Genomic DNA, 23,919 nt, shown 5'->3' with positions numbered 1-23,919 from the left:
CGGCGAGCGCTCCGAGTCGCGCTCGCGCTGATGACTGTCGCGGCTGTTACGGCCGGTTGCGGTGGGTGGCACGGATTGAACTCGCTGCCGCTACCCGGTACTCAGGGGCAAGGCCCCGGTTCCTACGTCGTGCAAGTCCAACTGCCCAACGTGGTGAATATCCAGCCCAATTCACGAGTCCGAGTCAGTGATGTCAACGTCGGCACCGTGACCAAGGTCGAGCGCCAAGACTGGCATGCACTAGTCACAATGCGCCTCAACAGTGATGTCGTGCTACCGGCCAACACCACCGCCAAAATAGGCCAGACCAGCCTGCTGGGCACCATGCACATCGAACTGGCACCGCCCACCGACGAAGCCCCCGAGGGCCATCTTCATCAGGGGTCACTGATCCCACTGAGTCACGCAGGCGCCTACCCGACGACTGAGCAGACACTGTCAGTCGCGTCCACGTTCCTCAATGGCGGTGGCCTGGCCAAAGCCCAGGACATCACCCAGGCATTCAGCACCGCATTCGCCGGGCGTGAGGCCGACCTGAGATCGCTCATCCAACGGATCGACGAGTTCAGCGCACATGTCCAGGACCAGATTGGCGACATCATCGCAGCCAACGAAAGCTTCAACAACGTCACCACTCAGTTCGCCCAACAAAAGCCGTTGATGGACAACGCTTTACGAACCATCCCTGACGCCCTGGCCGTACTCAGCGACAACCGCAACAAGCTCGTCGAGGCATTCGATCAGATCGGAAAGTTCAGCGCACTCGCCGCAGACACGGCCGACAAGACCAAAGACGCCTTAGCTAAAGAGTTCCGGGCACTCGGTCCGGTATTCGATGCCTTGGCCAATGCCGGTCCGGCACTGACACGCTCGCTGAGTCTGCTGGCCACCTACCCCTGGCCCAAAGAGACGATGACCAAGTATTTCCGGGGTGATGCCGCGAACATCACGATGGTCATCGACATGACTCTGAGCAGGCTGGACACATCGTTCTTCACCGGAACCCGGTGGGAGGGCAATCTCACCGAACTGGAAATGCAGTGGGGCCGCACCATCGGCCAGCTACCCAGCCCTGTCACCGGCGGCAACCCGCTGGTGGTTCCGTACCACCTCGACCAGAGGCCGTGATATGCACCTCGCCTTGAGCATCAGGATACGGCTAGCGGTGTTCACCACCATCGCGTTGGTGGCCGCGGGAATTCTGATCGTCGGCTACATCGATTTGCCGGCAATGCTTTTCGGGATCGGACGGTATGACGTCACACTCCAATTGCCGCGTGCGGCCGGGCTCTACCCGCAGGCGAACGTCTCCTACCGCGGCACCGTCGTCGGGCAGGTCAAGACCGTGGCGCTTACCGATTCCGGAGTCCGGGCAGTGCTGTCGTTGGACTCGAAATACCAGATATCGTCGAAGGTGCGTGCCGAGGTACACAGCCAGTCCGCCATCGGCGAACAGTACGTCAACTTGATGCCGGAACCTGCGAACAGCGCGCCGCCGCTGAAAAGCGGCGACGTCATTGCCCCGTGGAACGCGACAGTGCCGCCCGACTTCGACGCGCTGCTCGACGCAACCAACCGTGGTCTGACTGCGATACCGCAACAGAACCTCGAGACCGTAGTCGACGAAAGCTACCTCGCAGTAGGAGGTTTGGGCCCGGAACTGACGCGGCTGGTCAAGGGGGGATCAGCGCTTGCGATCGATGCCGACAAGAACCTCGATTCACTGCTCACCCTCATCGATGACTCTCAGCCGGTGTTGGACTCGCAGGCCAACACTGCGGATGCGATCAGAGCCTGGGCCGCACACGTGGCCGACCTCTCCAAACAGTTCGCGATCAAAGATGCCTCCGTTGCGGGCATACTCCACAACGGAGCTGCCGCAGCTGATCAGGGCCGGCAACTGTTCGATCGGCTGAAGCCAACCCTCCCAATACTATTGGCCAACCTCGCCAGCATCGGCCAGACAGCGGTGATCTATCAACCGAACATCGAGCAGCTGCTCGTACTGACGCCGCAACTGGTCGCCGTCGCACAGGGGATCATGGTCGCCGACCACAGCATCAAATCGCCCTACAAGGGAATGTATCTCGACTTCAACCTCAATCTCGGCGTGCCACCTGTCTGCAACACCGGCTTCCTGCCGCCACAGCAACAACGGGTACCCAGCGAGGTGGACTACCCGGCACGCCCCGACGGGGACCTTTACTGCCGCGTGCCGCAGGATTCCCAGCTCAACGTCCGCGGTGCCCGTAACTTCCCCTGCGAAACCGTCCCAGGCAAGCGGGCGCCAACCGTGAAAATGTGTGAAAGCGACACGAATTACGTGCCGCTCAACGAAGGCTACAACTGGAAGGGCGACCCCAACGCCACCCTTTCAGGCCAGGCCGTTCCGCAGCAGCCGCCGGGAACGTCGTCACCCGCTGCACCCCTCTCTGGCGGCGCTCCAGCGAACGCGCAGGAACCGGCCAGCGCGCCACTTCCTCTTGTCCTCGCCGAGTACGACCCTGCCACAGGCAATTACGTCGGCCCTGACGGCAAGCTCTACACCCAGCTGGACCTATCGCCCAACGCCACGAAGGACAAGACATGGCAATCGATGTTGCTGCCACCGAACAACTAAACGACACCGACGATGCCGGTGACAGGGTCGTGGGGGACCTTGCTGCCGCAGCGGTTGAGGCACAGCATTCAACCACAAAGACGGCGATCGTGGCCGGAGCCGCAATCGCAGTCGGGCTGGTCGGCCTGGTCGGATGGCTTGGTTACCAGGACTACCGCCACCGGCAGGCTGATGACCAACGCAGTTCGTTCGTCGACGCGGCCAAACAAGAGGCGGTAAATCTCACCACCATCAGCCACACGGAGGTCGACAAAGACGTCCAGCGGATCCTGGACTCGTCCACCGGCACCTTTCGCGACGATTTCCTGCAGCGATCGCAGCCATTTATCGAAGTGGTCAAGAAGGTGCAGTCGACATCAACGGGCACCGTCACCGAGGCTGGACTGGAATTCCAACAGGGCAACCAGGCACAAGTGCTCGTGGCGGTCTCGGTGAAGACCGCTACCGCCGGCGCGCCGGATGAGCAACTGCGTCACTGGCGGATGCGGATCAGCGTTCAGCGCAATGGGACGGATACAAAAATCTCCAATGTCGAATTCGTGCTTTGAGGATGAAACCGCTTCCGGTCCATCGCAACTCACAGGAGAGCCACACACATGACTAGCGCCGATACACTGGACTCATCAAAAGACCTGACCGACGACGAACTCGATATCGCCGCGGTTCGCGTTGATGAATCGGCGGACAAGGCGGAAACGGCAGCAGAGTCCGACGCCGGGCATGCGGAGCGCCGGTGGAGCCGCCTGATCGCCTTCGGACTACTGCCTGCGGTGATCCTGCTCTTGACGACAGCTGCAGGATCACTGTCATACCGCGATCATTCGGCTGTCGAGGCCGATACTGCCCGGGCTCAAACCCTGCGCGCCGCATCGGACGGCACCGTGGCGTTGCTGTCCTACGAGGCGGACACTGCGGAGAAAACACTCCATGCTGCCCGAGACGGACTGACTGGGGCGTTCCGCGATTCCTATTCGCGGCTGGTTGATGACGTCGTCATTCCCGGAGCCAAGCAGAAGCACATCTCTTCGGTCGCAACAGTTCCTGCGAGCGCCTCAGTATCAGTAACTGACCGGCACGCGGTGGCGCTGCTGTTCGTCAACCAGACCACAACCGTCGGTGCCGGCGCACCCACCTCGAGCACCTCGTGCGTCAGAGTCACCCTCGACAAAATCGGGGACCGCTGGCTGATTTCCCAATTCGAGCCGGTCTAGACCGAGGGCCCGGCCATGCCCCGTCATCGGTTCACCTTCGTAGCTGCGATTGCTGGTGCGACACTCAGCATCGCTGCGATCAATATGCCTGCGGCGCAGGCCGATAGCCTTGGCTATCTGGTCAACATCACCGTCCGTCCGGGTTATCAATTCAGCGGACCGGAGGATGCGCTGCGCTACGGTTACCAGCTCTGTGCTGACGTCAGCGGCGGCCATTCGTATGCCGCGATGATCGGCCAGATCAAAACCGACCAGCAGACCACCGACGAATACCAAGCCGAATATCTGCTCAGCCAGGCCATTGACGAGCTGTGCCCCGCCCAGATCTGGCAACTGCGTCAATCCGCCGCCGGCTATCAACCGCCGCCAGGATAATGATGAAAACGATTGCTCTACTTAGCCTTACTGCCGTCGCATTGACGCTGGGCCTGTCGGCACGAGCCCGAGCCGACAATAGTCGGCTCAACAGCAGTGTTATTGCCAACGTCTACACCATCCAACGGCAGGCCGGCTGCACCAACGAGGTACGTCGCAACCCGCAACTTCAAATGGCAGCGCAATGGCACGCTGACGACCTCATGGCCAACCGGAATCTCGACGGCAACAACGGCGCTGACGGATCGACCCCTGCGCAGCGCGCGCACGCCGCCGGCTACCGGGGAACGGTGGCCGAAACCGTCGCGATCAATCCGGCCATCGCGATCAGCGGTATCGAAATCCTGAACCAGTGGTACTACAACCCCGCTGACATGGCGATCATGAGCAACTGTGCAAACATCGACATGGGCGTCTGGTCGGAAAACAGTATTGATCGCACGGTCGTCGTCGCGGTGTACGGCGCGCCGGCCTGATCGGCGATGCCCAACTACCGTCACTGTCGCCACTAACGCGCTCCGAGCAGGGTAAATACCCAAAGTCAACCCCTGGAATGGCTTGCATGAGTGATGTCAGCATTGTTACCGTTGAAGCGTGATAGCGGTCACTGTTCCGTATGACGCGACATAAATTGTTCACGGTTGACCCGCTGTTCGCGCTGAGAAAGGTGTCAGCATGACGGACGTCGTCGAAACCGGGCAGATCCCGGAAATGAATCCCACACGCCGGATACCGCCGCCGGATGGCAGGCGCGAGCCGATGAAAGCCAGCGTCTTTGAACGGATGGCCAAGTCGGCTGCGAACTTGATGCCGATTTTTCCGTACGACGAGGCCGGGGCGATCGTGCCGTGCGGCACGATCATGTTCGGCGGCCCCGACCGTGATTACGGCCATTTCTTCCACGGCAACAGCGTCTCCGAAGTGTGTGTGACGTTTGGGTCGAATGAAGCCATGCTGCAGTCGGGTTCGATCATGGCCTTGCAGAAATTCCATGGAGTCAACTCATTCCTGCGGGATCAGAACGACCCCGAGGCCTTCGTGGTTGCCACCATCACCCAGCGTCAGGGCGAAGAGGCAGGCCAGAACGAAGCGCTCGTTGCCAAGTGCAAGAAGTGCAAGCAGGAGATCGTCCGGCTCGAATACCCCGCTGGCCCGGCCGGCGCACCGGACTTTGATCCGACCCGTTTCGGCAAAGCAGACGATGTGTACCACCAGTTCTCAACACTGGCCGGGTCGTCGGAGTTTGTCGCCATCCGCAACTCCGAGGACGGCCGTACGTGTTCGAACTGCGGCCACGTCCACGATCTGTTCCCGAACGATCCCTGGGGTTGGCAACGAATGGTTGATCAAACCCGCGTGGTGAACGCTTCCTACCACCAACTTCGCGCCAAGGCTGAGGAGGCCCACGCATGACCAACCGCCGTCGCATGCTCGACTCACTGAAAGTTGGCGCCACAGTTGGCAACTACGCGGACCTAGCCGTCTTGCCCATGGACGTCGATCCCCAAGTAACGTTGGCGCGCAATTCGATTGAGCAGCCGTTCTATCAGATCTTTGCGGACGACACCGTGCTTGCGGTGATGTCCGGGGACGCAGTCGTACGCATGCGCCTGAGTTCGGTGAACACATTGCGTTTGCAAGTCGGCGATCACGCCTACGTGCCGGCGGGTACTCCGCACCGGATTGAGCCCAACGACGAGACCATCATGTTGCGCTATCTTTCTGGTGACACCTTCCTCGAAGGCGCTGCCTGGTTCTGCGAGCTCTGTGGGGATGAGCTATACCGCCTGGAGTGGCAGCACGATCATGATGCCGACGCTCCTCGGGTATACGCCGCGGCGTGTGCACGGTTCAACGCGGCAACCGATGAAAGGACGTGCGGCCGCTGCGGCACCGTGGCCGACAAGGTTGATCTGGATGCGTTTGGCTGGGGCTATACCGCTGACGCGAATTCCCAGTCCGCCGAACTGGTATCGACGCCGACGGCGTGATCCACAGACTGTCGGGCAGTGACCCCCTCAAGACGCCCGGCATGGACTCCCCGTAGTAGTACGACGCCGTTCGGGTGCGAGGAGTCTGCCAGTCGGCCAAGTCCTGCATAGTCGACGCAGCTTCTTCGCAAAGATGCTGCGCCGGAATAACACTCGGCCTGCATGTCAGCCGTACACATCTGCCTGTCCCAGAAAGAGCGTGATCAGTTGTTGCACCCGGTTTTTGCATCGCACCCCGATGATCGGATACCGGCGCCCGTTGACCGAACCGTAGAGCGGATAAAGCGATGACGCACAACGAGATGCACGACGTCATCATCGTCGGAGCCGGCCCGGTCGGGCTCTCGCTGGGACGCATGCTCGGACTCGCAGGTCACAGGGTGCTGATCCTCGAGCGGTGGCCCCAGGCGTATCCGCTGCCGAGGGCTGTCCACTTCGACGACGAAATCGGCCGCGTCTTCCAGTCGATGGGTTTGACCAACGAGGTCAAGGCGATCTCCGATGCGGTGCCCGACTCTTACGAATGGCGGAACGCCGCGGGTGAGGCGCTGGTGCGTATCGACTGGTCGGGCACGGGTCCGTGTAGTTGGCCGACCGCCAGCTTCTTCTCGCAGCCTGATCTCGAGCACGTGCTGGCCACCGCCGTCGAACAGATGCCGACTGTCACACTGCTGCGCGGCGCGCAGGTTGTGGACATTGTTGAACGGGCGGAAGAGGTCCAGGTCACATATGCGGACGAAGACGGTCAACTCCGTTCTACTGACGCCTATTTCGCCGTGGGATGTGATGGCGCCAATAGTTTCGTCCGCGAGGCTATGGGCGTGACGTTGCACGATCTCGGATTCTTCTTCGATTGGTTGATCGTGGATACCGTCCCCCTCGATCAGCGCGAATGGTCCCCACAGAACTGGCAGTTGTGCGACCCTGCCCGGCCAACCACCGTCGTATCGGGCGGTCCCGGCCGCAGGCGTTGGGAATTCATGCGACTGCCCGACGAAGACCGGGACGAGCTCAACACGCCAGAGATGGCATGGCGGCTCCTGGAACCGTGGGGCCGTACCCCGCAGAACAGCCGTATCGAACGCCACGCCGTGTACAGCTTCGCTGCACGCTGGGCTGACCGATGGAACCTTGGACGCGTCGCTATCGCGGGGGATGCTGCCCATCTCATGCCGCCATTTGCCGGTCAGGGAATGTGTTCGGGCATTCGCGACGCGGCGAACTTGTCGTGGAAGCTCGACCGGGTGCTGCGCGGGCAATCCGACGTCGCGCTACTTGATTCGTACACTTCTGAACGTAGCGCTCATCTACAACACGCTATCGCCATGTCAGTCGAACTCGGTCGGGTTATTTGCGTCCTGGATCCTCACGAGGCTGCTGAACGCGATCAACGAATGATCAGCGAGGGCGCAGATCCGGCACGGGTGTTGCCCGTGACCGCTCTGCCCGTCCTCGGTGCTGGGGTCACGGCCACCAACAATGACGTGCGCTCGCTGCGCGGCACGCTGCTTCCGCAATATCCCGTCATACACTGCGGCAGCACCGAACTTCTCGATGACGCAACAGGTCCGGGAGCATTGCTTCTTCTTCACCGAACCGCGGCTGACGTGCCCGCTAGTGCGCGTTCTGCCTTACGGCACGCTGGCGTCCAGATCGTCGCCCTCGGCAACGAAGGTGACTGCGACCTTGTCGACGGTGACGGTCATTGGGCAGAGTGGTTCGCACGCAACGATATCGCGGCAGTGCTGGTACGCCCAGACCACTACGTGTTTGGCGCAGTGGGCTCATATGCGGATATCCCAAGCCTCGCAAACCAGTACGCGGAAAAAATTCACGTGACGGACTCCGTGAAATCAACTGTCTGACAACCTATTCAAAACAACGTCTGTAGTAAAACGCAACGATTTGAGGAGTACAAGATATGCGACTTGCTAACTATGCGGAACGCGCCTGCGCTGTCCTGGGCGATGACGGCGCCGAATATCTTGTCGATATCGCCACCGCATCTAACGGCCGTTTCGGCCCCCGCATCGCCGACATCTATGACCGCTGGGACGAATTCGTGACATGGTTCGCGAAATCCGCATCTACTCAAACGCTCCCGGAGGACTCACCCGGTTCCCTCGACCGGCAAAAACTCGGTCCGCCGTCGCCATCGCCTCGCCAGGTATTCGCCATCGGTCTGAACTACGACGCCCACGCCGCCGAATCTGGTTTCGAGTCGCCCACCAACCTACCGCCGGTGTTCACCAAGTATGTGTCGAGCTTCTCCGGACCCGACTCCACGGTGGTCATGCCAGCCGGCGGCAACGTCGACTGGGAGGCAGAATTGGTGGTCGTCATTGGTCGAAAGGCGAGCAAGGTCGATGAGGACTCGGCATGGGCGTATGTTGCCGGACTGACTGCGGGCCAGGACATCTCGGAGCGCGTGTCCCAACTACGAGGTCCTGCACCTCAATTCGGTCTCGGCAAGAGCTTCGCTGGCTTCTCGCCTCAGGGGCCGTGGTTGGTCACACCTGACGAGTTTCCGGATGCTGACGACATTGAGCTGGGTTGCACACTTGATGGTGAAGAAGTTCAGAAGGGCCGCACCCGAGATCTGATCTTTTCGGTTCCGAAGCTGATCTCTACCCTGTCGCGAAACGTGGTGCTTTTCCCTGGCGATCTGATCTTCACTGGTACGCCGGCTGGCGTCGGGATCGGCCGACAGCCGCAGCGCTTCATTGCGCCTGGGCAGCGCCTCGACACTTGGATTCAGGGCATCGGCGAACTGCATCAGGTCTTTCAGCCCGAACGTCCGACCGTCTAAAGGAGCGTGCTCATGGCACTACACGGCCTGGCCAAAGTTACGCTCGGCGTTCCGAATGTAGCCGAAACCATCAATTACTATGCCGATTTCGGACTATCGCACAGGGGCGATGGTGTGTTCGCCACTCGCAACGGCGGAGACCAATTGAAGATCGTTCATGCGCCTCAACGCCGGCTGGTTGAACTAGCGATTGCCGCCGACGATCACGACGACATCGCTCGGATAGCCCGCCGACTGGAGGGCATCGGAGTCTCCGCGGAACGCGACGAAACCTCTTTGCGCACTACGGAAACGGCCACCGGCACCCCGGTATCAGTGGAAATACGGCCGCGAATCACGGTGCAGCCGAACGTCATGGCACCCGTCTACAACGGTCCGGGGCGGATCGACCGGTTGGGGCGCGCACCGTTCATTGCGCGCACCCAGCCGGTGCGGCCCAGCAAGCTCGGGCATGCGGTACTCGGCACGGTCGACCTCGCCAGCACCATGCGATTCTTCGTCGAGGGGCTGGGGTTTGAGGTCAGCGACTACATCAGCGACCACGGCGCGTTCATGCGATGCTCGACCGAACATCACAACGTCCTCGCGATGGCCGCACCCGTGAACTTCATTCACCACACCAGTTGGCAGGTCGATGATATCGACGATGTGGGGCGAGGTGCGCACGCCATGTTGGAGGACAACCCGGACCGCCACGTCTGGGGATTGGGCCGACACTACGCAGGTGCAAATTTCTTCTGGTACCTGAAAGACCCTGCCGGCAACTTCTCCGAGTACTACTCCGATATGGACATCGTGCCGCAGGACGAGATGTGGAGTCCTGAAGTGCTGCAAGGCATGAAAGGCCTGTACGCGTGGGGACCTCCACCGCCGCCCTCGTTTCTGTCACCTGACGACCTTGCTGAACTGATGACGGGTGCGCACTCGCCCTCGTCCCGCTGATGGCTGCTGTAGCGAGGTGGCCTGCGGCAAGGTCCTCCGATGGTCTAGCTGACCGGCCTCAACGAAATAGCTGGTGAGACTCGGCCGGCGGTGGGGCGGCTCGACCCGGCCCCGGCTTCGGTCAACTGGCACAACAGCCTTGGGCCATACAGCGTGGTTTCGAACTCGCGCTCGTATATCTAGTCGCTGCAGCGGCCCGCCTGCTCACAGGAGCCGGCAGCTGTTGCCTAGCTCAGATTCTGGGACTTGGCCGTCGGTGCTCGGCCTGGGTGGGTTTAGCCGTGATTCTGGTAGGTTCGCTCTCGGCGGTACCTGCTGTTCGTCACATGAGGCGTTCGGCGGACCTTGAGTTGTCGAGTTGGCCGTACTGTCGCCGAGATCAAATGGGTGGGGCAGTTCGGCTCAGGGTTGCTAGTCGAGGAAGCCCGAACTGCTTCTCCGCATGATCGAATGCGTCCGGGTCGGAGCCCCAACGACAACGCAGCTGGATTCAGGCGAGTTCTTCAATCCGCTTGACTCGAACCATATTGCTGATCCCGACGACCTGATGCGAACATCTCGCACGGCGAAATTGGACGTTGCCGTGCTCAGCTGCCCAGTAGCGGCGTTGAAGTTGACGTAGCCCTCGATCTTAATCGCGAGAGATGTTTTGTATCCCTGGGTCTTTCGGTAATTCCCGCTAGGCCTGCTCGTTTACGACTGGGCGGGGCGCCGAACTTAGGTATCGATACGTAAACGTTTCGATAAACCAGAAAACCTTTGCCTAAGAGCTTGAAAAATGCGTTTCTGATCGATACGATTACGTACACTATGGGCTACATCACTGGGGGCCGGCCACCGGCGCGAAGCCGCGGAGCCAGTCGCGCAGTCGTCATCTTGGACGTGACGCTGCAGCTGCTGGGGGAGGTGGGATACGGTGAGCTCACCATCGACGCGGTGGCCGCTAAGGCGGGGTCCAGCAAGACGACGATCTATCGGCGCTGGCCCGACAAGTCGGCTTTGGTCTGCGCCGCATTGATCAACGCATCGCAACGCCACCCTGAATTACCTTCGGGAGCGAGAACTTTGCGGGAAGACTTGCTTTCGCTGGTCGGTTTGATGGCCAAACTGGGGGCGACCGAGGATCCAGGGGCATTTGCCAGTTTGCTTGTGGCCGCACAGCGCGACCCATCGCTCGCCGATGTGGTGCGCATTGCCGCGGTGGAACCGCGCCGCCGAGATTGCCGGGACGTGATCCAGCGTGCGATCGGACGGGGTGAGCTGCGAGACCCCGCTCTCGCTACCACGCTTTTCGAGCTGGTCATGGGGCAGATCATGGTCCGCTACGTCCTCGCCGCTGACGGGTTCAATGAACAGGACCAGGTCGCGTTCGTCGACCACACAGTCATCCCGGCGCTCAAAGCCCAGGACACACAAGCAGAAACGGAAGGCATCAGCGGTGGCCATCACTGAACCAGGAACAGAAGAGGTCGAGTCGGCGATCGCCGAGTTGTTGCGAGAGCAGGAGATTGGCTCACTCGCCGTGCTCGGACCGGACGGAGAGCCGATGGTGTCGATGATGCATTTCGCATCCGACGGCCTCAGCGTCTACCTGCACACGTTCACATACTCGCGTAAGCACGAGGCCATCACACGTGATCCGCGAGTCAGCTACACGATCGCCGCAATGCCTCCCGATGGCTTTTATGGCCGCGGGCAATTGCGTGCGGTTCAAGTCGAAGGCAACGCCACGTTCGTAACCGACCCGGCCGAGATCGCGCGGGCCGTCGAAGTCAGTCGCGAACAGTTCGATTGGTTGAAAGACGTGTCGATGTTCGACACTTTCGCCAAGGGCACTGCCCACCACCAGGCGTTCTTTCGCATCGACCCGGTTGAGGCGGTGTGGAACGACAACCGCGTACGGTTGTTGTGGCGTCGGATCGTCACCTTCAGCTCCGATGGCAAACACGTTGCGGCGCTGGCGCCGTACGAAACCAAACTGCAACCGACGTCCGTGCAGGACGCGAATGTGGTTGTGCCGCAATGACGATGACGCAGATGTTCGCCTGGGTGATGATTGTGTTCGGCGGGTTGTTCACCGGCGCCATCTTCATCGTCGCGATCGAACGGGTCAACCTGTGGCAGCGCATGCCGGTTGAGCAATATGCGGTCGACTTCCGCCGATCCCTATACCGTTTGGACCCGTTGATTCCGATTCTCGGGCTGATCAGCATGATGGGCGCGCTAGCGTTCGCAGTTGGTAGCCAGGGCCGCTCTGCGGTCTTCGCGTGGGTCGGGATCGCGTTCATCTGTGTGATCATGATCGCCTCGATTGTTCGCGCCGAACCGATGAATTCGAAGTTCCGCAAGCTTCCCGAGGGCCAAGCGCCAGAGGGCATCGAACAGATTCGAACCGCTTGGCGCCGCTTCCACTGGGCTCGCACCGCGGTTGCACTCGGCGTCCTTGCCTGTTTCGCCGCTGCGATCGTCTAGCGCATGCACACGTCCAATTGGGCGGGTAGCCGACGATGACGACTCGCCTTAGTGACACGCTCGAACTCGATGACGCGGCCGTGCCGGCTGCTGACGCGTTCGCGGATAGGCACGCCCAGCGCAGCAAGACTGGCGGCGCCGCAAGGGTCGGGCAGACCCTCTTGCGGATCCGGTCGATACCCGCGAGATCCATAGCCACGGTAGGCCGAGGGGCGGCGTTGGGCGCCACCGTTGTCCGTTACGCGGTCCTCGACTCCGTCTCATTGCGGCTGCCCGTCGGCGAATTCCTGGTACAGGCATGGCTGTTGCTGAAAGTCACCGCGATACCGGCCGTTTTGATGGCTATTCCGTTCGGCGCGATGGTGTCGGTGGTTTCCTCTGGATTGGTCAGTCAGATGGGTGCAAGCTCGCTGCTCGGCGCGGCCAGTGGTACGGGCGTTGTCCGCCAAGGCGCACCGATCACAGCGGGGTTGTTGATGGGTGGTGCGGCGGCGTCGGCCATCGCCTCAGACTTCGGTGCACGGGCCATCCGCGAGGAATTGGACGCACTGCGAGTGATGGGCGTCGACCCGGTCCGCCGTCTCGTGGTGCCGCGCTTCCTGGCGCTGGTGGGCATCGCGCCGATCCTGATCACCGTCATCTTGGTATCGGGCACGACTGCATCGTTCATCCTTGCGGTCACGCTCAGCGATGTAACGCCCGGAAGCTTCTGGCAGTCGTTCGGGCTCTTCGCCCAACAGACCGATGTCTGGTTCGCGATGGCCAAGACGATAGTGTTCGCGGCGATTGTCGCCATCATCTCGTCGTTGCGCGGCATGGAGGCAACCCGTGGCCCCCGCGGCGTCGCTGACGCGGTGAGCTCGTCTGTAGTGCTCAACGTGGTGTTCATTGTTGTCGCCAACCTCGCCATCACCCAGCTGCAAGTGATGTTCTTTCCCACGGTGGTCGCCTAGTGGCCGCGCCGTCGGCGTTCCTTGAGACTCGTCGATCGGTGGTGCGGACCATCCGGCAGCCGCTGATCGAAGCCGGCCAGTGGGCGCTGTTCATCGGGACAACGCTGTGGTACCTCCCGTTGACGCTGCGCCGCTACTACCGACAAACGTTGCAGGCTATGAACAGTCTGGCCTGGGGGCGCGGTTCGCTTATCGTGGACGGTGGCACGATCAGTGTTCTGCTCTTCCTCGGTATCGCTGTTGGTGCCTCGGTTGCGATCGAAGGCTTCGCGATTTTGAACCTCATCGGGTTTGGCGCGATGTCGGGGATCATCGGCGGCGTCGGCACCGTCCGTGAGATCGGACCGCTGGTGGCAGGTATCGCCTTCACTTCTCAGGCCGGGTGCCGAATGACGGCCGAGATTGGTGCCATGCGGATTTCGGAGGAGATCGACGCCCTTGAGGTGTTGGGCCTTCGACCAATCCCGTTCGTCGTGGGCACTCGGCTCATCGGCGGCCTATTGGTAGTGATCCCGGGATACCTGCTCACCATGGTTGCGGCGTTCTACGTGCAAAGCACCTTCATCAAGGTGTTCTACGACCAGCCCGGCGGCACCTATGACCACTATCTGTCCATGTTTTTGACCCCGACCGATCTTGTCTATTCAGCGATCAAAGCCAGCACCTTCTGCATCGCGGTGACTCTGATCCATTGCTATTACGGGTATTTCACTTCAGGCGGGCCGGCCGGCGTCGGCCAGGCGTCAGGCCGTGCCGTCCGTACCAGCCTGGTGGCGGTGATGATTCTGGACTTTGCCCTCACTGTCGCTCTTTGGGGCCTGCAGCCCCAGTTCGTGTTCAGGGGATAGCGCATGTTGCTTAGAGGATCGCAGGATTCGCAGGACCGTACGTTGGCGGCCATTGGAGTCGTGGTCGTACTATGCGCTGCTGCTGCGGGTTTGGTCAGTGCACTGCTTCCTTCATCCGGCCCGGCACCCGACCGGATTTCGGTGTCCATCGATTCGCCGTACGTCGGTCAAGGCGTGCGCGCTGGAAGCGCCATCGTGATGCACGGCGTACAGGTCGGCACGGTCAAGTCCATATCGAACCTGCCTGGCGGCGGAGTTCGGATGCTCAGCGACCTACAGAAGGCTCCAACAGCCCGTCTGACCGACACCATGAAAATCGAGTTTCGTCCGGTCAACTACTTTGGCGTCACGGGCGTTAACGTCACCGCGGGACCTGGCGGCGGACAGCAATTGCGTGACGGAATGCAGATCACCACGCAGCCGCAGGCCAACGCAACTCTGCAGGCCGTTTTGTCTCGGCTTGGCGTGGTGTCCGTCAGCTCGCTGACGCCGCAGCTGATCTCCGTCCTCGATCGCGCGGTGCAATACACCGACGGACTCAATCCATTGATCGAGACAGTCTTGATCACCACACACGCCCTCGCCAACGTCCAAACTGTCTCCACAGCACGACTGTTGGCGACATCGACAGCCATCGCGGCCGCGTTCCCGTCCTACACCGACGCGCTTCTCGGGGCGGGTGAGGACTTCACGGCGATACCGCGAAAATACAACGACGAACAGTGGGTCAACGGCCTTCAAGAAGTGATGCGGGTCGGATCAACTGAACTGTTCGGCGGCTTCGGCCGGCTGGAGTCGAACTACGTCGACGATCTGCTGCCTTCGATCGACGCCGTCAAAGCCCTTACCGATCCGATACCCGCATTGGTCAGACCGGACGACTTCGCCAGCACCCTGGTGCAACTACGTACACGCCTGGAGAAGCTGTTCGCCGGCAACGGGGAACAGCGTGCCCTCCAGATGAAGATCGTCTTGGACAGCCTGCCCGGGGTGGCGGCCCCACTCGCCGCATTAGGAGGTCCGCAGTGAAGCCCCGAGGAGCCTTGTGGCGATTATCGATCAGTGCCGTCACTGCCGCAGTCCTGCTGGTGCTTCTTCTCAGCGGCATTTCGCGGCCCGTGAACGTGCAGACCCAGAGTTACACGGCCAAGTTCACCGATATCTCCGGTCTACATGGGGGAGCCGATGTGCGCGTTCGAGGCGTATTAGCTGGCCGGGTTGTCGAAACCGTGCTGGAGCGGCAACGGGGACAAAGTGTTGCGTCTGTGAACTTCACGCTCGACAAGAAGTACGGAGTGGTGGCAGCTACCCGAATCGCGGTCAAGTACCAGACCCTCACCGGGGCACGGTACGTCGATGTCCTCAATCCTTCCCAGGACTACGTCTCCGCCAGCCTGGTCACTTCAATCCCGGTCACGATGACCGAGCCATCCTTCGACGTCACCCGGCTGTTCAACGGCCTGCAACCCGTCCTCGCGACACTGAATCCAGATCAACTCAACACCTTCGCCGCCAGTGCCGCCAACTTCCTCTCGGGTGACGGATCCGGACTTGCGCCCGTACTGGACAGCATCCGCAAGCTCACCCAGTTCGTGTCCGACCGCCAGCAAGTGGTCGCCACGCTGATGCGCAACCTCGCCGACGTATCACAGGTCATGGGAGGCCACGGCAAAGACCTGATCACGATTGTCAACGGCATGAACACACCGATCGACAGCGCGTTGACGGTGCTGGACGAGTTCCGCAAATCACAGCTATACGGGCCGGAATTTGTCGAGCCGCTGCAACGTCTGCTGACCAATGTCGGATTCAAGCCTGACGCCGACATTGATACGGCCATGGACACGGCGTTCAACAACGTCGACAAAACCCTCGACACGTTCAAGCTCATACCCGTCATGTGGCAGAACATCCCACCGCCTCCTGCACCGGGGGAGCCGCAGCAGTGCTCACGGGGTCGCGCGCAGCTGCCCGAAACGGTGGACATCCTGCTTAACGGGCAGAAGGTCCTGCTATGCAACCGATGAAAGCAACTCGCCGCCAGACAATTTGGGGCATCGTAACGCTGGCACTGGTCGCCGTGGTGGCAGGGGCCGCGAGCTTGCTGTACGTCAGCCCACCCGGGCAGAAGACCGTCACCTTCTATACCGACGACACCGCATCCGTGCAGCCGGGAGACCAGGTGCGCATCGCCGGTATTGCAGTCGGGAAGGTCAAAGATGTATCGCTGGAGGCGAATCGGGTGCGGGTGAGCGCACGGGTGGATAACAGTGCGTTCGTCGGCAACAAATCAACGGTGGAAGTCCGCATGCTGACAGTGGTCGGCGGCTATTACGTCGACCTCATCTCCCTCGGCGACGTTCCGTTGGGTGCCGACGAAATTCCGTTGGAACGGGTGACCATGCCCTACAGCCTGATTCGCACGCTCAGCGATGTGACCAAAGTGACCGATAACCTGGCCGCCAAGCCGATCAATGAGTCGCTCAACGAGCTGCAGGCAGGCCTGCGCGGCGCCAATGTCGATACCTTGAGCACCATCGTCAATGCTGGTAACACGATCATGTCGACGATCGACAAGCAGCGCGGCCAAATCACCGCGATCCTCAACTTGAGCGACGAGTACATACAGCGGTTGAGTGATTTTCGCGAAGAGTTCAAAGCCCTCGTCGAGAAGCTCGCCATCATCCAGTCGATTTTGGAGCTGTACAGCAAGGGATTTGGCGGGGCGCTCAACGGACTTGGCGTCGCCATTGAGGCGCTGAAGCCGATTGGCGAGATGTATGACCATCATCGACCGGAGTTCATCGTGAAGGTGCGCGAACTTCTGGAAAAGGGCCGGCTGTGGGTTGACCGCAACGGAACAGTTGTCCGCGGGCTCAGAGATGTTCAGCGCCACATCGAACGGGTGCTGGACATTCAACAGGCGCCGCCGGAGTTGTTGGCCACGGATCTGTGTATGCCGATGCCGGGCGCACCATGTTAGGCGCACCGGCGCGGGTACATCGCGCGCTCAAGACGGGCACGGTGGTGGCATGCTGCTGCGCGGCAGCGCTGGTGACCGGCTCGTGGTCGCCCGCAACGCAGGAGCAACGTTACGTCGACTACTGCGCCACGATGCCCGATGCCGTCGGCCTCTATATCGGCAACCCGGTTACCCAGATGGGCTACAAAGTCGGCGAGATCAGGACGATCACGCCGGCTGCAGGCAGCGTCCGAGTCGATTTCAAAGTCATCACAGACCGTCCACTGCCCGCGGATGTGAGAGCGGTGACCAGATCGCCTTCGATCCTTGCCGATCGCGCCTTGGAGCTTGTCGGGAACTACACCTCCGGAGCCCGATTGGTCACCGACAGCTGCATTCCGCTGTCGCGATCCTCGACGCCGAAGAGCCTGTCCGACATCATCGGTTCGGCCACCAGTTTCCTCAATGCCATCAATCCCGAGGGTTCGACAAACGTCGGGGACGTCGTCTCCGAGCTCGACCGAGCAATTCAGAACAACGGGCCGGGACTCAATCAACTCCTCAGCAGATCGTCGGCGCTCTTGGATGCTCCCGATCAGGCAGTAAGCGACATCCGTTCCATCATAATCAATTTAGGCACGTTGACATCCACGCTCCGGGAGATCAGCGGACCACTGAAACACATTCTGGTGGCGACTTACCAGACCACGCCCGACGTGGAGCAGGCGCTGGCAACCCCCATCTTCGGCGGTGTCATTCCACTGGTCGGCCTGGCGTCGGACGTGGAGGTCGAGCTCGGCGATCAGATTGAAACCGTGCTCGACGATCTGGAGTATTCGCTCCGGAAAGCCAGTGCCCACTCCACTGTGATCGCCGACACCTTGAAGCCCTTCCCCGTCATCATCAACAAGCTGGAGAACTGGTTTAACCGCAAGCAGTTCAACATCAGATACCGACCACCGCTGTATCGCATCGCCACCCCGGTCGATGGACTGATCAGCTGCGGCGCGATGAACGCTGCCAGCCCGGGCAGCTGCACCGATGTAGCAGGAAAGCCGTATGCGATGGATGTCGCACTACTGCAATACGTCCTGACACAGGCGGCCAGCCGATGATGCGCCGAGCTAGAGCTGTCGTGGCAGCGATCGCGGCCATCGCATCAGTCTCATCCTGCGCTTCCATCGACGTGAACGCTCTTCCCGCGCCGGGTAATTCGTTCCCCGGCGGTTACCCCCTGGTGATGGAGTTCGACAATGTTCTCAATTTGCCTGCCCGCGCCAAGGTAACTCTGGACGGCATCACCGTCGGGATCGTCACCGGCGTCGCGGTTGTCGGCAATCACGTGAACGTCACGACGCGGATGGATTCTGCCGTGGCGATCCCATCAGACATTCACGCGAGTCTGCAGCAGGCGACGGTGCTCGGGGACATCTATATCGCGTTGGACCGGCCTGCTACCGGTAGCCCCGCGGCCGCGCCGCTATCAGCGGACGCGAGAATCCCCGTCGCACAGACGACCTCACCGCCGCAGCTAGAGGACACCATTGCCCATCTCGCAGATTTCACAGGAAGTGGTTCCCTGCAACGCATCCAGAACAGCATCATCGGCGTCAACCGGATAACACCGCCTCCAGCGGACGTACGCAAGATGGCCACACAGTTCGCCGCCGACCTTTCCGATCTGTCGAGCAACATCAACAACGTCGATCTGCTACTGAATGGGGTGGCTCAGAGCGCCCAAGTCATGCACGATCGCATGCCGATGCTCCAGACCTGGTTTTCACCGCAAGGGCTGCAGGGCTGGAAGAACGCCTACGGTTTGTACCAATACGCCGGCACCGCCTATCCAAGCGTCGGCACTATCTACTCAGGTGGGTTCTGGATGGTCCCGCTGCTGCGTTCGTTGGCCGACGCTACTGGCGCGATACAGAAGTCCAAGTGGGCGTTCGAGAGCGAAGTCCCCAAATGGAGAAAACTCTTTACTGACTACTACCTTCCGCAGGATAAATACCCCGCGATCAACATCACGTCCATTGTGGGACACGACGGGCGAGAGTTATCCGGCAACGTGCACGACGTGCTGCGAATCCTGGGGGCAATGCCATGATCATCAAAGGCGCGGTGTCCTTCATAGTGTTCGCCCTCATGATCGTGTTCTCCCTCAACGCTTTCAGGTCCATGGGAGCCAGCCCGGCCGCGTCGCCGCAGCGCACCCACATATCCATGGACGTGCACGACATCAGCGGCCTAGTCGTCGGGTCCAGCGTCCAACTGCGCGGCGTGCCGGTCGGTCAGGTCACCGATATCGCGACAACAGTGGAGGGCGCGGCGGTCAAATTCGACATCGACAGCAGATACACGATCCCCATAGACAGTGAGATCCGCCTGGAAACCCTGTCGGCGCTCGGCGAGGCCTATATCGAAGTGGCACCGCGCAGCGACAGCGGGCCCGCACTGCGCGACGGACAGCGGCTGGCCGCCGACGCCATCACCCAACCGCCAACGATCTCCGACCTTGCCACAACAGTGATTCGGATACTCAACCAGTTCGAACCCGCTGCCCTGGACCGAATCATCAAGGAAGCCGATGTGGCCCTACCGAATCCGACGACCGTTCTGCCGAACCTGACGCGCACGGCGACACTGCTGAGAAACACCGCGGCAGCCATGAATGGCAAGGGACGTGACCTGCTCGACAACTTTCAGGCACTGCTGCGCAACGCGCACTTCGTCGGCCCGGTCTTGGCCTTCAACGCCCCGTGGCTGACCAAGATGGGTCACGACATGGCAGCCATGAACGTGGCTTCTGAGGACCTTCATAACCGCGGAGCACCGCAAACCCTGCACAATCTCTCACACCTGGTCGGCAGGCTGGAACATTTCCTGGACCATTCGGGCGGAGACATCAAGGTCCTTACACAATCGATGTTGCCGTACCTCAATGACATGTCCGGCGCACTGATGAACCTTGACACCGGTCAGGTCTTCAACAACATGTTGGCTGCCGTTCCCGAAGATGGCGCTGTCACTGTGCATCTGACCATCCCTGACTCTCCGGCGCCCGCAGCACCCGCCGACAGCCATTGAGCGAGCCGGGCCACGTGAACTACCGGGTGACGACAGAGACCAATGAGAAAGGCCATCCATGACGACTGAGAGCGACAGCACCGATGCCGCGCACGAGCAATCGGTCGAACCTCACTCGGAAGACCCCGCCCAGACGTCAACCGAGGACTCCACCGACGATCACCAACAGGACGACACCACTGCAGGTAACCGACGCCTGTCTATCTCCGTCAGCGCTCGAACGCTGGCATACGGCGCACTCGTTGCGGCCTTGGTCGCGGCGCTGGCCACGTTCGTCTGGCTCTACATCGACGCGCGCCGGCAGATCGACGCGAAAGAACTTGTCGCGCAAAACAATGTCCACGCCGAGAAGGAATCTCTCGACTACGCGGTGAGTGCAGCGACGATGAACTACCAGGATCTCGGCGGATGGAAAGCCAAACTGGTCGCCGGTACCAGCCCCGAGCTGAACACCAAGTTGACCAAGGCCGCCGAATCCATGCAGCAGATATTGGTTCCGCTGCAATGGATGTCGAACGCACAGCCGCTGGTCGCCAAGGTGCGTTCAAATACAGGAGGCGTCTACGTCGTCGACTGCTTTGTCAGTGTTCAAACCAAGACGATGCAAGCTCCAGATCCGTTGCAGTCCACTGCGACCTACAGCCTCACGCTCGACAGCAACAAAAATTGGCAAATCACCGATGTCGGCGGAATCGGTGCCGTCGTCGGCCAAAAGTGATTCCGGAACGGCCGGAAGGAAACGACTGGTGAAGCCTCAGATGCGCTGCGCCACTAGATGCAGGGCCGACGTGGACGCCGCCAACCGGGACCGTCACGGCAGCCGGCATATGTGTGCGGTCGCGGCCGCGCTCCTCGTCGGCATCGTGGTGGCCGTCCCGACCGCGACGGCCGGACCGGAACAGCCTGCGTCCGACGATCAGCTCATCCAGCCGCTGCCGGTGGTCACACCGAAACCCACCAACTGGAAGCCCAAGTTTCCGTTTCCATACAGCCAAACGCAAAACGAGGTTACTGATGCGGACGTCCACGCTCAGGGCGAGATGTGCCAGTGGTACACCGCGCAATTCAAGGCGCTCAACGACCAGATCGGCAGGCTACAGTTCAACCGGATCAGCCCCGACGGAACGGATTGGGACTATAGCGTGGGCGATCTTCCGCGGCAGGTTGACATCGTCACCACCAATATCGATCAGTCTGTCGACTTTCTAGCCCCCCGAGCTCAAGCGCTCACCCAAAAGCAGGATTTCGCGGGCGACACCTACTTCCCGCTGTACGAAGGCGAAGCTTTCTACGGCCTGTGGCAACAACTGTCGAACGTCAGCAATGGAATCAAGGCCCACCAGCCCGACTGGTTCACCGGGCCGTCCTACCTACGGATGAAAAGGTTGGCAAGTGAGATCAACCGGTCGCATGTCTGCGACTAGCGATGCTGCGGTCACGCTTCCCATTGCCGCGCTGACTACGCTGCTTGCGGCGGCAGTCGCAACCACTTTCGCTCAAGCTCCTTCGGCGGTCGCGGACTACTCCGGCGATCTAAGAAGTGCAGTGGCCCAATCACGCAGCGGTGCGTCCTGCGGGCCATTGCGCGCCGAACCCCTTGCCGACCAAACGGCCGAAATCGCCGTCCATTCAACGGGCGCTTACCTTGATCACAACGCACGCGTTGTTCCAGTCTCCGACCCACTGCCGATCCTCAAGGACCTCGGCGTGCCCGCCGCCAAAGCAAAGTTGTTGCAAGGCGCCGGAAAATCCGAAGCCGACGCGATCAAGTCTATCTTGATAGCCGGATACAAAGACCTGCGTGACTGTTCTTACACAGCGTACGGATCGTCGGCGCTGCCGAACAGCAACACCGATAGCTGGTACCTGGCAACTGTCGTGTTGGTGGAGACATAGATGACGCCGTCGCGAAATTCACTGATGAGCGCGGCACTGATCGCTGGTGCGGCGATGCTGCTGCCTGGTCCGGCCGCCAGCGCCCGCGACAGCGTGACCTACGAGATCGTCTCGGACGGGGGAGACGTGCCACTGGCCGACGTCGAGTTCAATCAAGACTCTGAACGCAGTTCCCTGCAACAGGTTTCGCTGCCCTGGCGACTTACAGTCGACGTTCCCGATGCAACGAGTCCCACACGGGCCGGCGCGGAACTGCGGGCTGATTGGCGACCCTACCGCTGGCGAGACAAGTACGTCACGGTCCGCATCTACCTCGGCGACCAACTGCTGTGCGAAAGCACCCTCGATGTCGGCGACGCCACCTGCTACGGAAGTACACCGCACCGGAACTTCCCCGCAACGGGAGGGCAGCGGTCGTGACCGAACCCCGTGCCGTGCGACGTATGCTAGCGGCGATCTCCATCCTCGGATATCTGTCGGTGAATGTGCCCCCGGCACACGCTGATCCGGGTGATGAACCCATAGCCTCCAACCCGTATCCGAAAGACAGTCTTGTGTTAGCGGCCTACACTCGCCTTGACCCCGTCACCTACTTTCTACCGGGACTCTATGGGGTGTACTTTCTCTCTCCTAGTGGTCTCAATTGCGGGATCTGGTTGCGGGGTAGTTTCGGTTGCGCAGGCCCTCTGCCTGGAGCACCGGCTGGAACTGACCACATTGGCTGGTTCAACGGGGACACGCAGGTCCACGATGACTGGGCTATCGCGATCGGGTTCCCCAATACCCAAGCGCAACAGGTACTTCCACCACACAGCTATCTGAACTGGAACGAAACTACTTGCGTCACCATGGCGGACAGCAGCACATACTGTTACCGCGGCATGTTCCGATTTCTCGTGACGCCTGATGCTACTTACCTCAACGGTTGATACGGCGTGAGGCTCCGGCGGCCTGCTCGAGGTACGAACAGAGGAGCGCGAGGTGGGCCATATGGATGAATTCGGCGACGTGAAGAGCCGGAGAGCAGGTCGTTTCGACGTGCGGCGCATCTGCTCGCCATCGCGGTGTGTTCGTTCGGGGCAGGGGGGTGGCCAGTCTCGTCGCGGGTCAGAGAGCCCCTTCCTTTTGCAGCGCCTGACTCGCCGGGGTTCTGTCGGAGTCAGTTCAGAGTGTCGAGTACCCGGAGTGCGTTGTTGATCCCGGCGTCGAGCACTTCAGCGGAGACTTCGGGGTCGGCGATCGCTCGCGAGAGTTGCAGCGAGGTCACCAGAATGCTGAACAGGCCCCACGCTGCCTGCATTCGAACCGCGTCCGAAGCGAGAGTTGGCAGATGCGCGGCGATCTCCTGGACGATTGACTGAGCCCCAGCGGAATAGGCGTCTTTGACGACATCAGCGCAACGTCCGATCTCGCTCAGTAACGCCGCTGTCGGGCAGCCGTCGGGTGGGTTGTCTCGGTGCTCGGTGGACAGATATCCGCGGATATAGCCTTCCAGTGAATCTCGATCGGCTGGTAGGGCACTGATCGCGACACGCTGTTGCTCGAGTTGATCGGCGACGACGTTCGCCACCAGATCATCCTTGGAGCCGAAGTGCGCGTAGAACGCACCGTTGGTGAGGCTGGCGTCAGACATCACCGCCGCTATCCCGGAGCCGTCGATACCGTCCTGCTTGAGTCGCCGGCTGGCTGCCGTGATGATGCGCCGGCGCGTCTCCAACTTGTGCTCCGCCCCATACCTGGCCATGGCACTCAC

At 61.0% G+C, this 23,919-nt stretch carries 27 protein-coding genes; 26 read left to right on the top strand and 1 reads right to left on the bottom strand.

Going from position 1 to position 23,919, the window contains the following annotated elements; translation table 11 throughout:
- Positions 1–30 precede the first annotated feature (30 nt).
- The 26 genes from QRN63_RS22175 to QRN63_RS22050 all read left to right on the top strand — a co-directional run bounded on the left by QRN63_RS22175 (position 31) and on the right by QRN63_RS22050 (position 22,586).
- On the top strand, positions 31–1,128 hold the full coding sequence (locus QRN63_RS22175; protein ID WP_285032735.1) for an MCE family protein: 1,098 nt from the start codon (positions 31–33) through the stop codon (positions 1,126–1,128).
- 1 nt (position 1,129) lies between these two features.
- Complete coding sequence (locus QRN63_RS22170; protein WP_285032734.1) at positions 1,130–2,620, top strand: MCE family protein; 1,491 nt, start codon at positions 1,130–1,132, stop codon at positions 2,618–2,620.
- Positions 2,587–3,168, top strand: a complete 582-nt coding sequence (locus QRN63_RS22165) for an Rv1363c family protein (RefSeq protein WP_285032733.1) — start codon at positions 2,587–2,589, stop codon at positions 3,166–3,168. The genes QRN63_RS22170 and QRN63_RS22165 overlap by 34 nt, the downstream gene beginning before the upstream one ends.
- Before the next feature lie 48 nt (positions 3,169–3,216).
- Positions 3,217–3,831 (top strand): Rv1363c family protein, encoded by a 615-nt coding sequence (locus tag QRN63_RS22160; protein WP_285032732.1) that lies wholly within the window; start codon positions 3,217–3,219, stop codon positions 3,829–3,831.
- Between the two features lie 15 nt (positions 3,832–3,846).
- The gene (locus QRN63_RS22155; protein WP_285032731.1) at positions 3,847–4,206 is read left to right on the top strand and encodes a DUF732 domain-containing protein; all 360 of its coding nucleotides are present in this window, start codon (positions 3,847–3,849) and stop codon (positions 4,204–4,206) included.
- Entirely contained in the window at positions 4,206–4,682 is a 477-nt protein-coding gene (locus tag QRN63_RS22150) for a CAP domain-containing protein (RefSeq protein ID WP_502888174.1), read from the top strand. The genes QRN63_RS22155 and QRN63_RS22150 overlap by 1 nt, the downstream gene beginning before the upstream one ends.
- A gap of 199 nt (positions 4,683–4,881) precedes the next feature.
- Complete coding sequence (locus QRN63_RS22145; RefSeq protein ID WP_285032729.1) at positions 4,882–5,619, top strand: hypothetical protein; 738 nt, start codon at positions 4,882–4,884, stop codon at positions 5,617–5,619.
- The gene (locus tag QRN63_RS22140) at positions 5,616–6,197 is read left to right on the top strand and encodes a cupin domain-containing protein (RefSeq protein ID WP_285032728.1); all 582 of its coding nucleotides are present in this window, start codon (positions 5,616–5,618) and stop codon (positions 6,195–6,197) included. Before QRN63_RS22145 ends, QRN63_RS22140 begins: the two co-directional genes overlap by 4 nt.
- Before the next feature lie 287 nt (positions 6,198–6,484).
- Positions 6,485–8,062 (top strand): bifunctional 3-(3-hydroxy-phenyl)propionate/3-hydroxycinnamic acid hydroxylase MhpA, encoded by a 1,578-nt coding sequence (mhpA, locus tag QRN63_RS22135; RefSeq protein WP_285032727.1) that lies wholly within the window; start codon positions 6,485–6,487, stop codon positions 8,060–8,062.
- Between the two features lie 56 nt (positions 8,063–8,118).
- A complete protein-coding gene (locus QRN63_RS22130; RefSeq protein ID WP_285032726.1) occupies positions 8,119–9,006 on the top strand; it encodes a fumarylacetoacetate hydrolase family protein in 888 nt (295 codons plus the stop codon).
- Between the two features lie 12 nt (positions 9,007–9,018).
- Entirely contained in the window at positions 9,019–9,948 is a 930-nt protein-coding gene (locus tag QRN63_RS22125) for a VOC family protein (RefSeq protein WP_285032725.1), read from the top strand.
- Between the two features lie 882 nt (positions 9,949–10,830).
- Entirely contained in the window at positions 10,831–11,400 is a 570-nt protein-coding gene (locus QRN63_RS22120; protein WP_285032724.1) for a TetR/AcrR family transcriptional regulator, read from the top strand.
- On the top strand, positions 11,387–11,974 hold the full coding sequence (locus QRN63_RS22115; RefSeq protein WP_285032723.1) for a pyridoxamine 5'-phosphate oxidase family protein: 588 nt from the start codon (positions 11,387–11,389) through the stop codon (positions 11,972–11,974). Before QRN63_RS22120 ends, QRN63_RS22115 begins: the two co-directional genes overlap by 14 nt.
- Positions 11,971–12,420 carry an anthrone oxygenase family protein gene (locus QRN63_RS22110; RefSeq protein WP_285032722.1) on the top strand — a complete coding sequence of 150 codons (450 nt, stop codon included), beginning with the start codon at positions 11,971–11,973 and terminating at the stop codon, positions 12,418–12,420. The genes QRN63_RS22115 and QRN63_RS22110 overlap by 4 nt, the downstream gene beginning before the upstream one ends.
- A 35-nt stretch (positions 12,421–12,455) precedes the next feature.
- Positions 12,456–13,373 (top strand): ABC transporter permease, encoded by a 918-nt coding sequence (locus QRN63_RS22105; RefSeq protein ID WP_285032721.1) that lies wholly within the window; start codon positions 12,456–12,458, stop codon positions 13,371–13,373.
- Positions 13,373–14,221 carry an MlaE family ABC transporter permease gene (locus tag QRN63_RS22100; protein WP_285032720.1) on the top strand — a complete coding sequence of 283 codons (849 nt, stop codon included), beginning with the start codon at positions 13,373–13,375 and terminating at the stop codon, positions 14,219–14,221. Before QRN63_RS22105 ends, QRN63_RS22100 begins: the two co-directional genes overlap by 1 nt.
- Before the next feature lie 141 nt (positions 14,222–14,362).
- Positions 14,363–15,250, top strand: a complete 888-nt coding sequence (locus tag QRN63_RS22095) for an MlaD family protein (RefSeq protein WP_285032719.1) — start codon at positions 14,363–14,365, stop codon at positions 15,248–15,250.
- Complete coding sequence (locus QRN63_RS22090; RefSeq protein ID WP_285032718.1) at positions 15,247–16,248, top strand: MCE family protein; 1,002 nt, start codon at positions 15,247–15,249, stop codon at positions 16,246–16,248. The genes QRN63_RS22095 and QRN63_RS22090 overlap by 4 nt, the downstream gene beginning before the upstream one ends.
- Complete coding sequence (locus QRN63_RS22085; RefSeq protein ID WP_285032756.1) at positions 16,245–17,204, top strand: MlaD family protein; 960 nt, start codon at positions 16,245–16,247, stop codon at positions 17,202–17,204. Before QRN63_RS22090 ends, QRN63_RS22085 begins: the two co-directional genes overlap by 4 nt.
- Positions 17,174–18,298: an MlaD family protein gene (locus QRN63_RS22080; protein WP_285032717.1), complete on the top strand. Its 1,125-nt coding sequence runs from the start codon at positions 17,174–17,176 to the stop codon at positions 18,296–18,298. The genes QRN63_RS22085 and QRN63_RS22080 overlap by 31 nt, the downstream gene beginning before the upstream one ends.
- Positions 18,298–19,290 carry an MlaD family protein gene (locus QRN63_RS22075; protein ID WP_285032755.1) on the top strand — a complete coding sequence of 331 codons (993 nt, stop codon included), beginning with the start codon at positions 18,298–18,300 and terminating at the stop codon, positions 19,288–19,290. Before QRN63_RS22080 ends, QRN63_RS22075 begins: the two co-directional genes overlap by 1 nt.
- A complete protein-coding gene (locus tag QRN63_RS22070) occupies positions 19,287–20,270 on the top strand; it encodes an MlaD family protein (protein WP_350224467.1) in 984 nt (327 codons plus the stop codon). The genes QRN63_RS22075 and QRN63_RS22070 overlap by 4 nt, the downstream gene beginning before the upstream one ends.
- 58 nt (positions 20,271–20,328) lie before the next feature.
- Positions 20,329–20,988, top strand: a complete 660-nt coding sequence (locus QRN63_RS22065) for a hypothetical protein (RefSeq protein ID WP_285032716.1) — start codon at positions 20,329–20,331, stop codon at positions 20,986–20,988.
- 109 nt (positions 20,989–21,097) lie between these two features.
- A complete protein-coding gene (locus QRN63_RS22060) occupies positions 21,098–21,694 on the top strand; it encodes a hypothetical protein (RefSeq protein ID WP_502888175.1) in 597 nt (198 codons plus the stop codon).
- Positions 21,681–22,166: a hypothetical protein gene (locus tag QRN63_RS22055; protein WP_285032714.1), complete on the top strand. Its 486-nt coding sequence runs from the start codon at positions 21,681–21,683 to the stop codon at positions 22,164–22,166. Before QRN63_RS22060 ends, QRN63_RS22055 begins: the two co-directional genes overlap by 14 nt.
- The gene (locus tag QRN63_RS22050; protein ID WP_285032713.1) at positions 22,167–22,586 is read left to right on the top strand and encodes a hypothetical protein; all 420 of its coding nucleotides are present in this window, start codon (positions 22,167–22,169) and stop codon (positions 22,584–22,586) included. It abuts the gene before it with no gap.
- Positions 22,587–23,325: 739 nt separating this feature from the next.
- Here QRN63_RS22050 and QRN63_RS22045 read toward each other — a convergent pair.
- On the bottom strand, positions 23,326–23,910 hold the full coding sequence (locus QRN63_RS22045; protein WP_285032712.1) for a TetR/AcrR family transcriptional regulator: 585 nt from the start codon (positions 23,908–23,910) through the stop codon (positions 23,326–23,328).
- Between the last annotated feature and the right edge of the window lie 9 nt (positions 23,911–23,919).

Origin of the sequence: Mycolicibacterium sp. lyk4-40-TYG-92, from assembly GCF_030209435.1 — a bacterium.
Lineage (GTDB): Bacteria > Actinomycetota > Actinomycetes > Mycobacteriales > Mycobacteriaceae > Mycobacterium.
This window is presented reverse-complemented; position numbering and strand designations above follow the sequence as displayed.

Bases quoted from the DNA above. Each gene is read 5' to 3' on its own strand.
- QRN63_RS22045 (WP_285032712.1), bottom strand. From the start codon at position 23,910: ATGGCCAGGTATGGGGCGGAGCACAAGTTGGAGACGCGCCGGCGCATC.
- QRN63_RS22070 (WP_350224467.1), top strand. From the start codon at position 19,287: ATGATCATCAAAGGCGCGGTGTCCTTCATAGTGTTCGCCCTCATGATC.
- QRN63_RS22110 (WP_285032722.1), top strand. From the start codon at position 11,971: ATGACGATGACGCAGATGTTCGCCTGGGTGATGATTGTGTTCGGCGGG.
- QRN63_RS22050 (WP_285032713.1), top strand. From the start codon at position 22,167: ATGACGCCGTCGCGAAATTCACTGATGAGCGCGGCACTGATCGCTGGT.
- QRN63_RS22085 (WP_285032756.1), top strand. From the start codon at position 16,245: ATGAAAGCAACTCGCCGCCAGACAATTTGGGGCATCGTAACGCTGGCA.
- mhpA (WP_285032727.1), top strand. From the start codon at position 6,485: ATGACGCACAACGAGATGCACGACGTCATCATCGTCGGAGCCGGCCCG.
- QRN63_RS22065 (WP_285032716.1), top strand. From the start codon at position 20,329: ATGACGACTGAGAGCGACAGCACCGATGCCGCGCACGAGCAATCGGTC.
- QRN63_RS22165 (WP_285032733.1), top strand. From the start codon at position 2,587: ATGGCAATCGATGTTGCTGCCACCGAACAACTAAACGACACCGACGAT.
- QRN63_RS22150 (WP_502888174.1), top strand. From the start codon at position 4,206: ATGATGAAAACGATTGCTCTACTTAGCCTTACTGCCGTCGCATTGACG.
- QRN63_RS22060 (WP_502888175.1), top strand. From the start codon at position 21,098: ATGTGTGCGGTCGCGGCCGCGCTCCTCGTCGGCATCGTGGTGGCCGTC.
- QRN63_RS22170 (WP_285032734.1), top strand. From the start codon at position 1,130: ATGCACCTCGCCTTGAGCATCAGGATACGGCTAGCGGTGTTCACCACC.
- QRN63_RS22130 (WP_285032726.1), top strand. From the start codon at position 8,119: ATGCGACTTGCTAACTATGCGGAACGCGCCTGCGCTGTCCTGGGCGAT.
- QRN63_RS22155 (WP_285032731.1), top strand. From the start codon at position 3,847: ATGCCCCGTCATCGGTTCACCTTCGTAGCTGCGATTGCTGGTGCGACA.
- QRN63_RS22175 (WP_285032735.1), top strand. From the start codon at position 31: ATGACTGTCGCGGCTGTTACGGCCGGTTGCGGTGGGTGGCACGGATTG.
- QRN63_RS22105 (WP_285032721.1), top strand. From the start codon at position 12,456: ATGACGACTCGCCTTAGTGACACGCTCGAACTCGATGACGCGGCCGTG.
- QRN63_RS22160 (WP_285032732.1), top strand. From the start codon at position 3,217: ATGACTAGCGCCGATACACTGGACTCATCAAAAGACCTGACCGACGAC.
- QRN63_RS22125 (WP_285032725.1), top strand. From the start codon at position 9,019: ATGGCACTACACGGCCTGGCCAAAGTTACGCTCGGCGTTCCGAATGTA.
- QRN63_RS22075 (WP_285032755.1), top strand. From the start codon at position 18,298: ATGCGCCGAGCTAGAGCTGTCGTGGCAGCGATCGCGGCCATCGCATCA.
- QRN63_RS22055 (WP_285032714.1), top strand. From the start codon at position 21,681: ATGTCTGCGACTAGCGATGCTGCGGTCACGCTTCCCATTGCCGCGCTG.
- QRN63_RS22145 (WP_285032729.1), top strand. From the start codon at position 4,882: ATGACGGACGTCGTCGAAACCGGGCAGATCCCGGAAATGAATCCCACA.
- QRN63_RS22140 (WP_285032728.1), top strand. From the start codon at position 5,616: ATGACCAACCGCCGTCGCATGCTCGACTCACTGAAAGTTGGCGCCACA.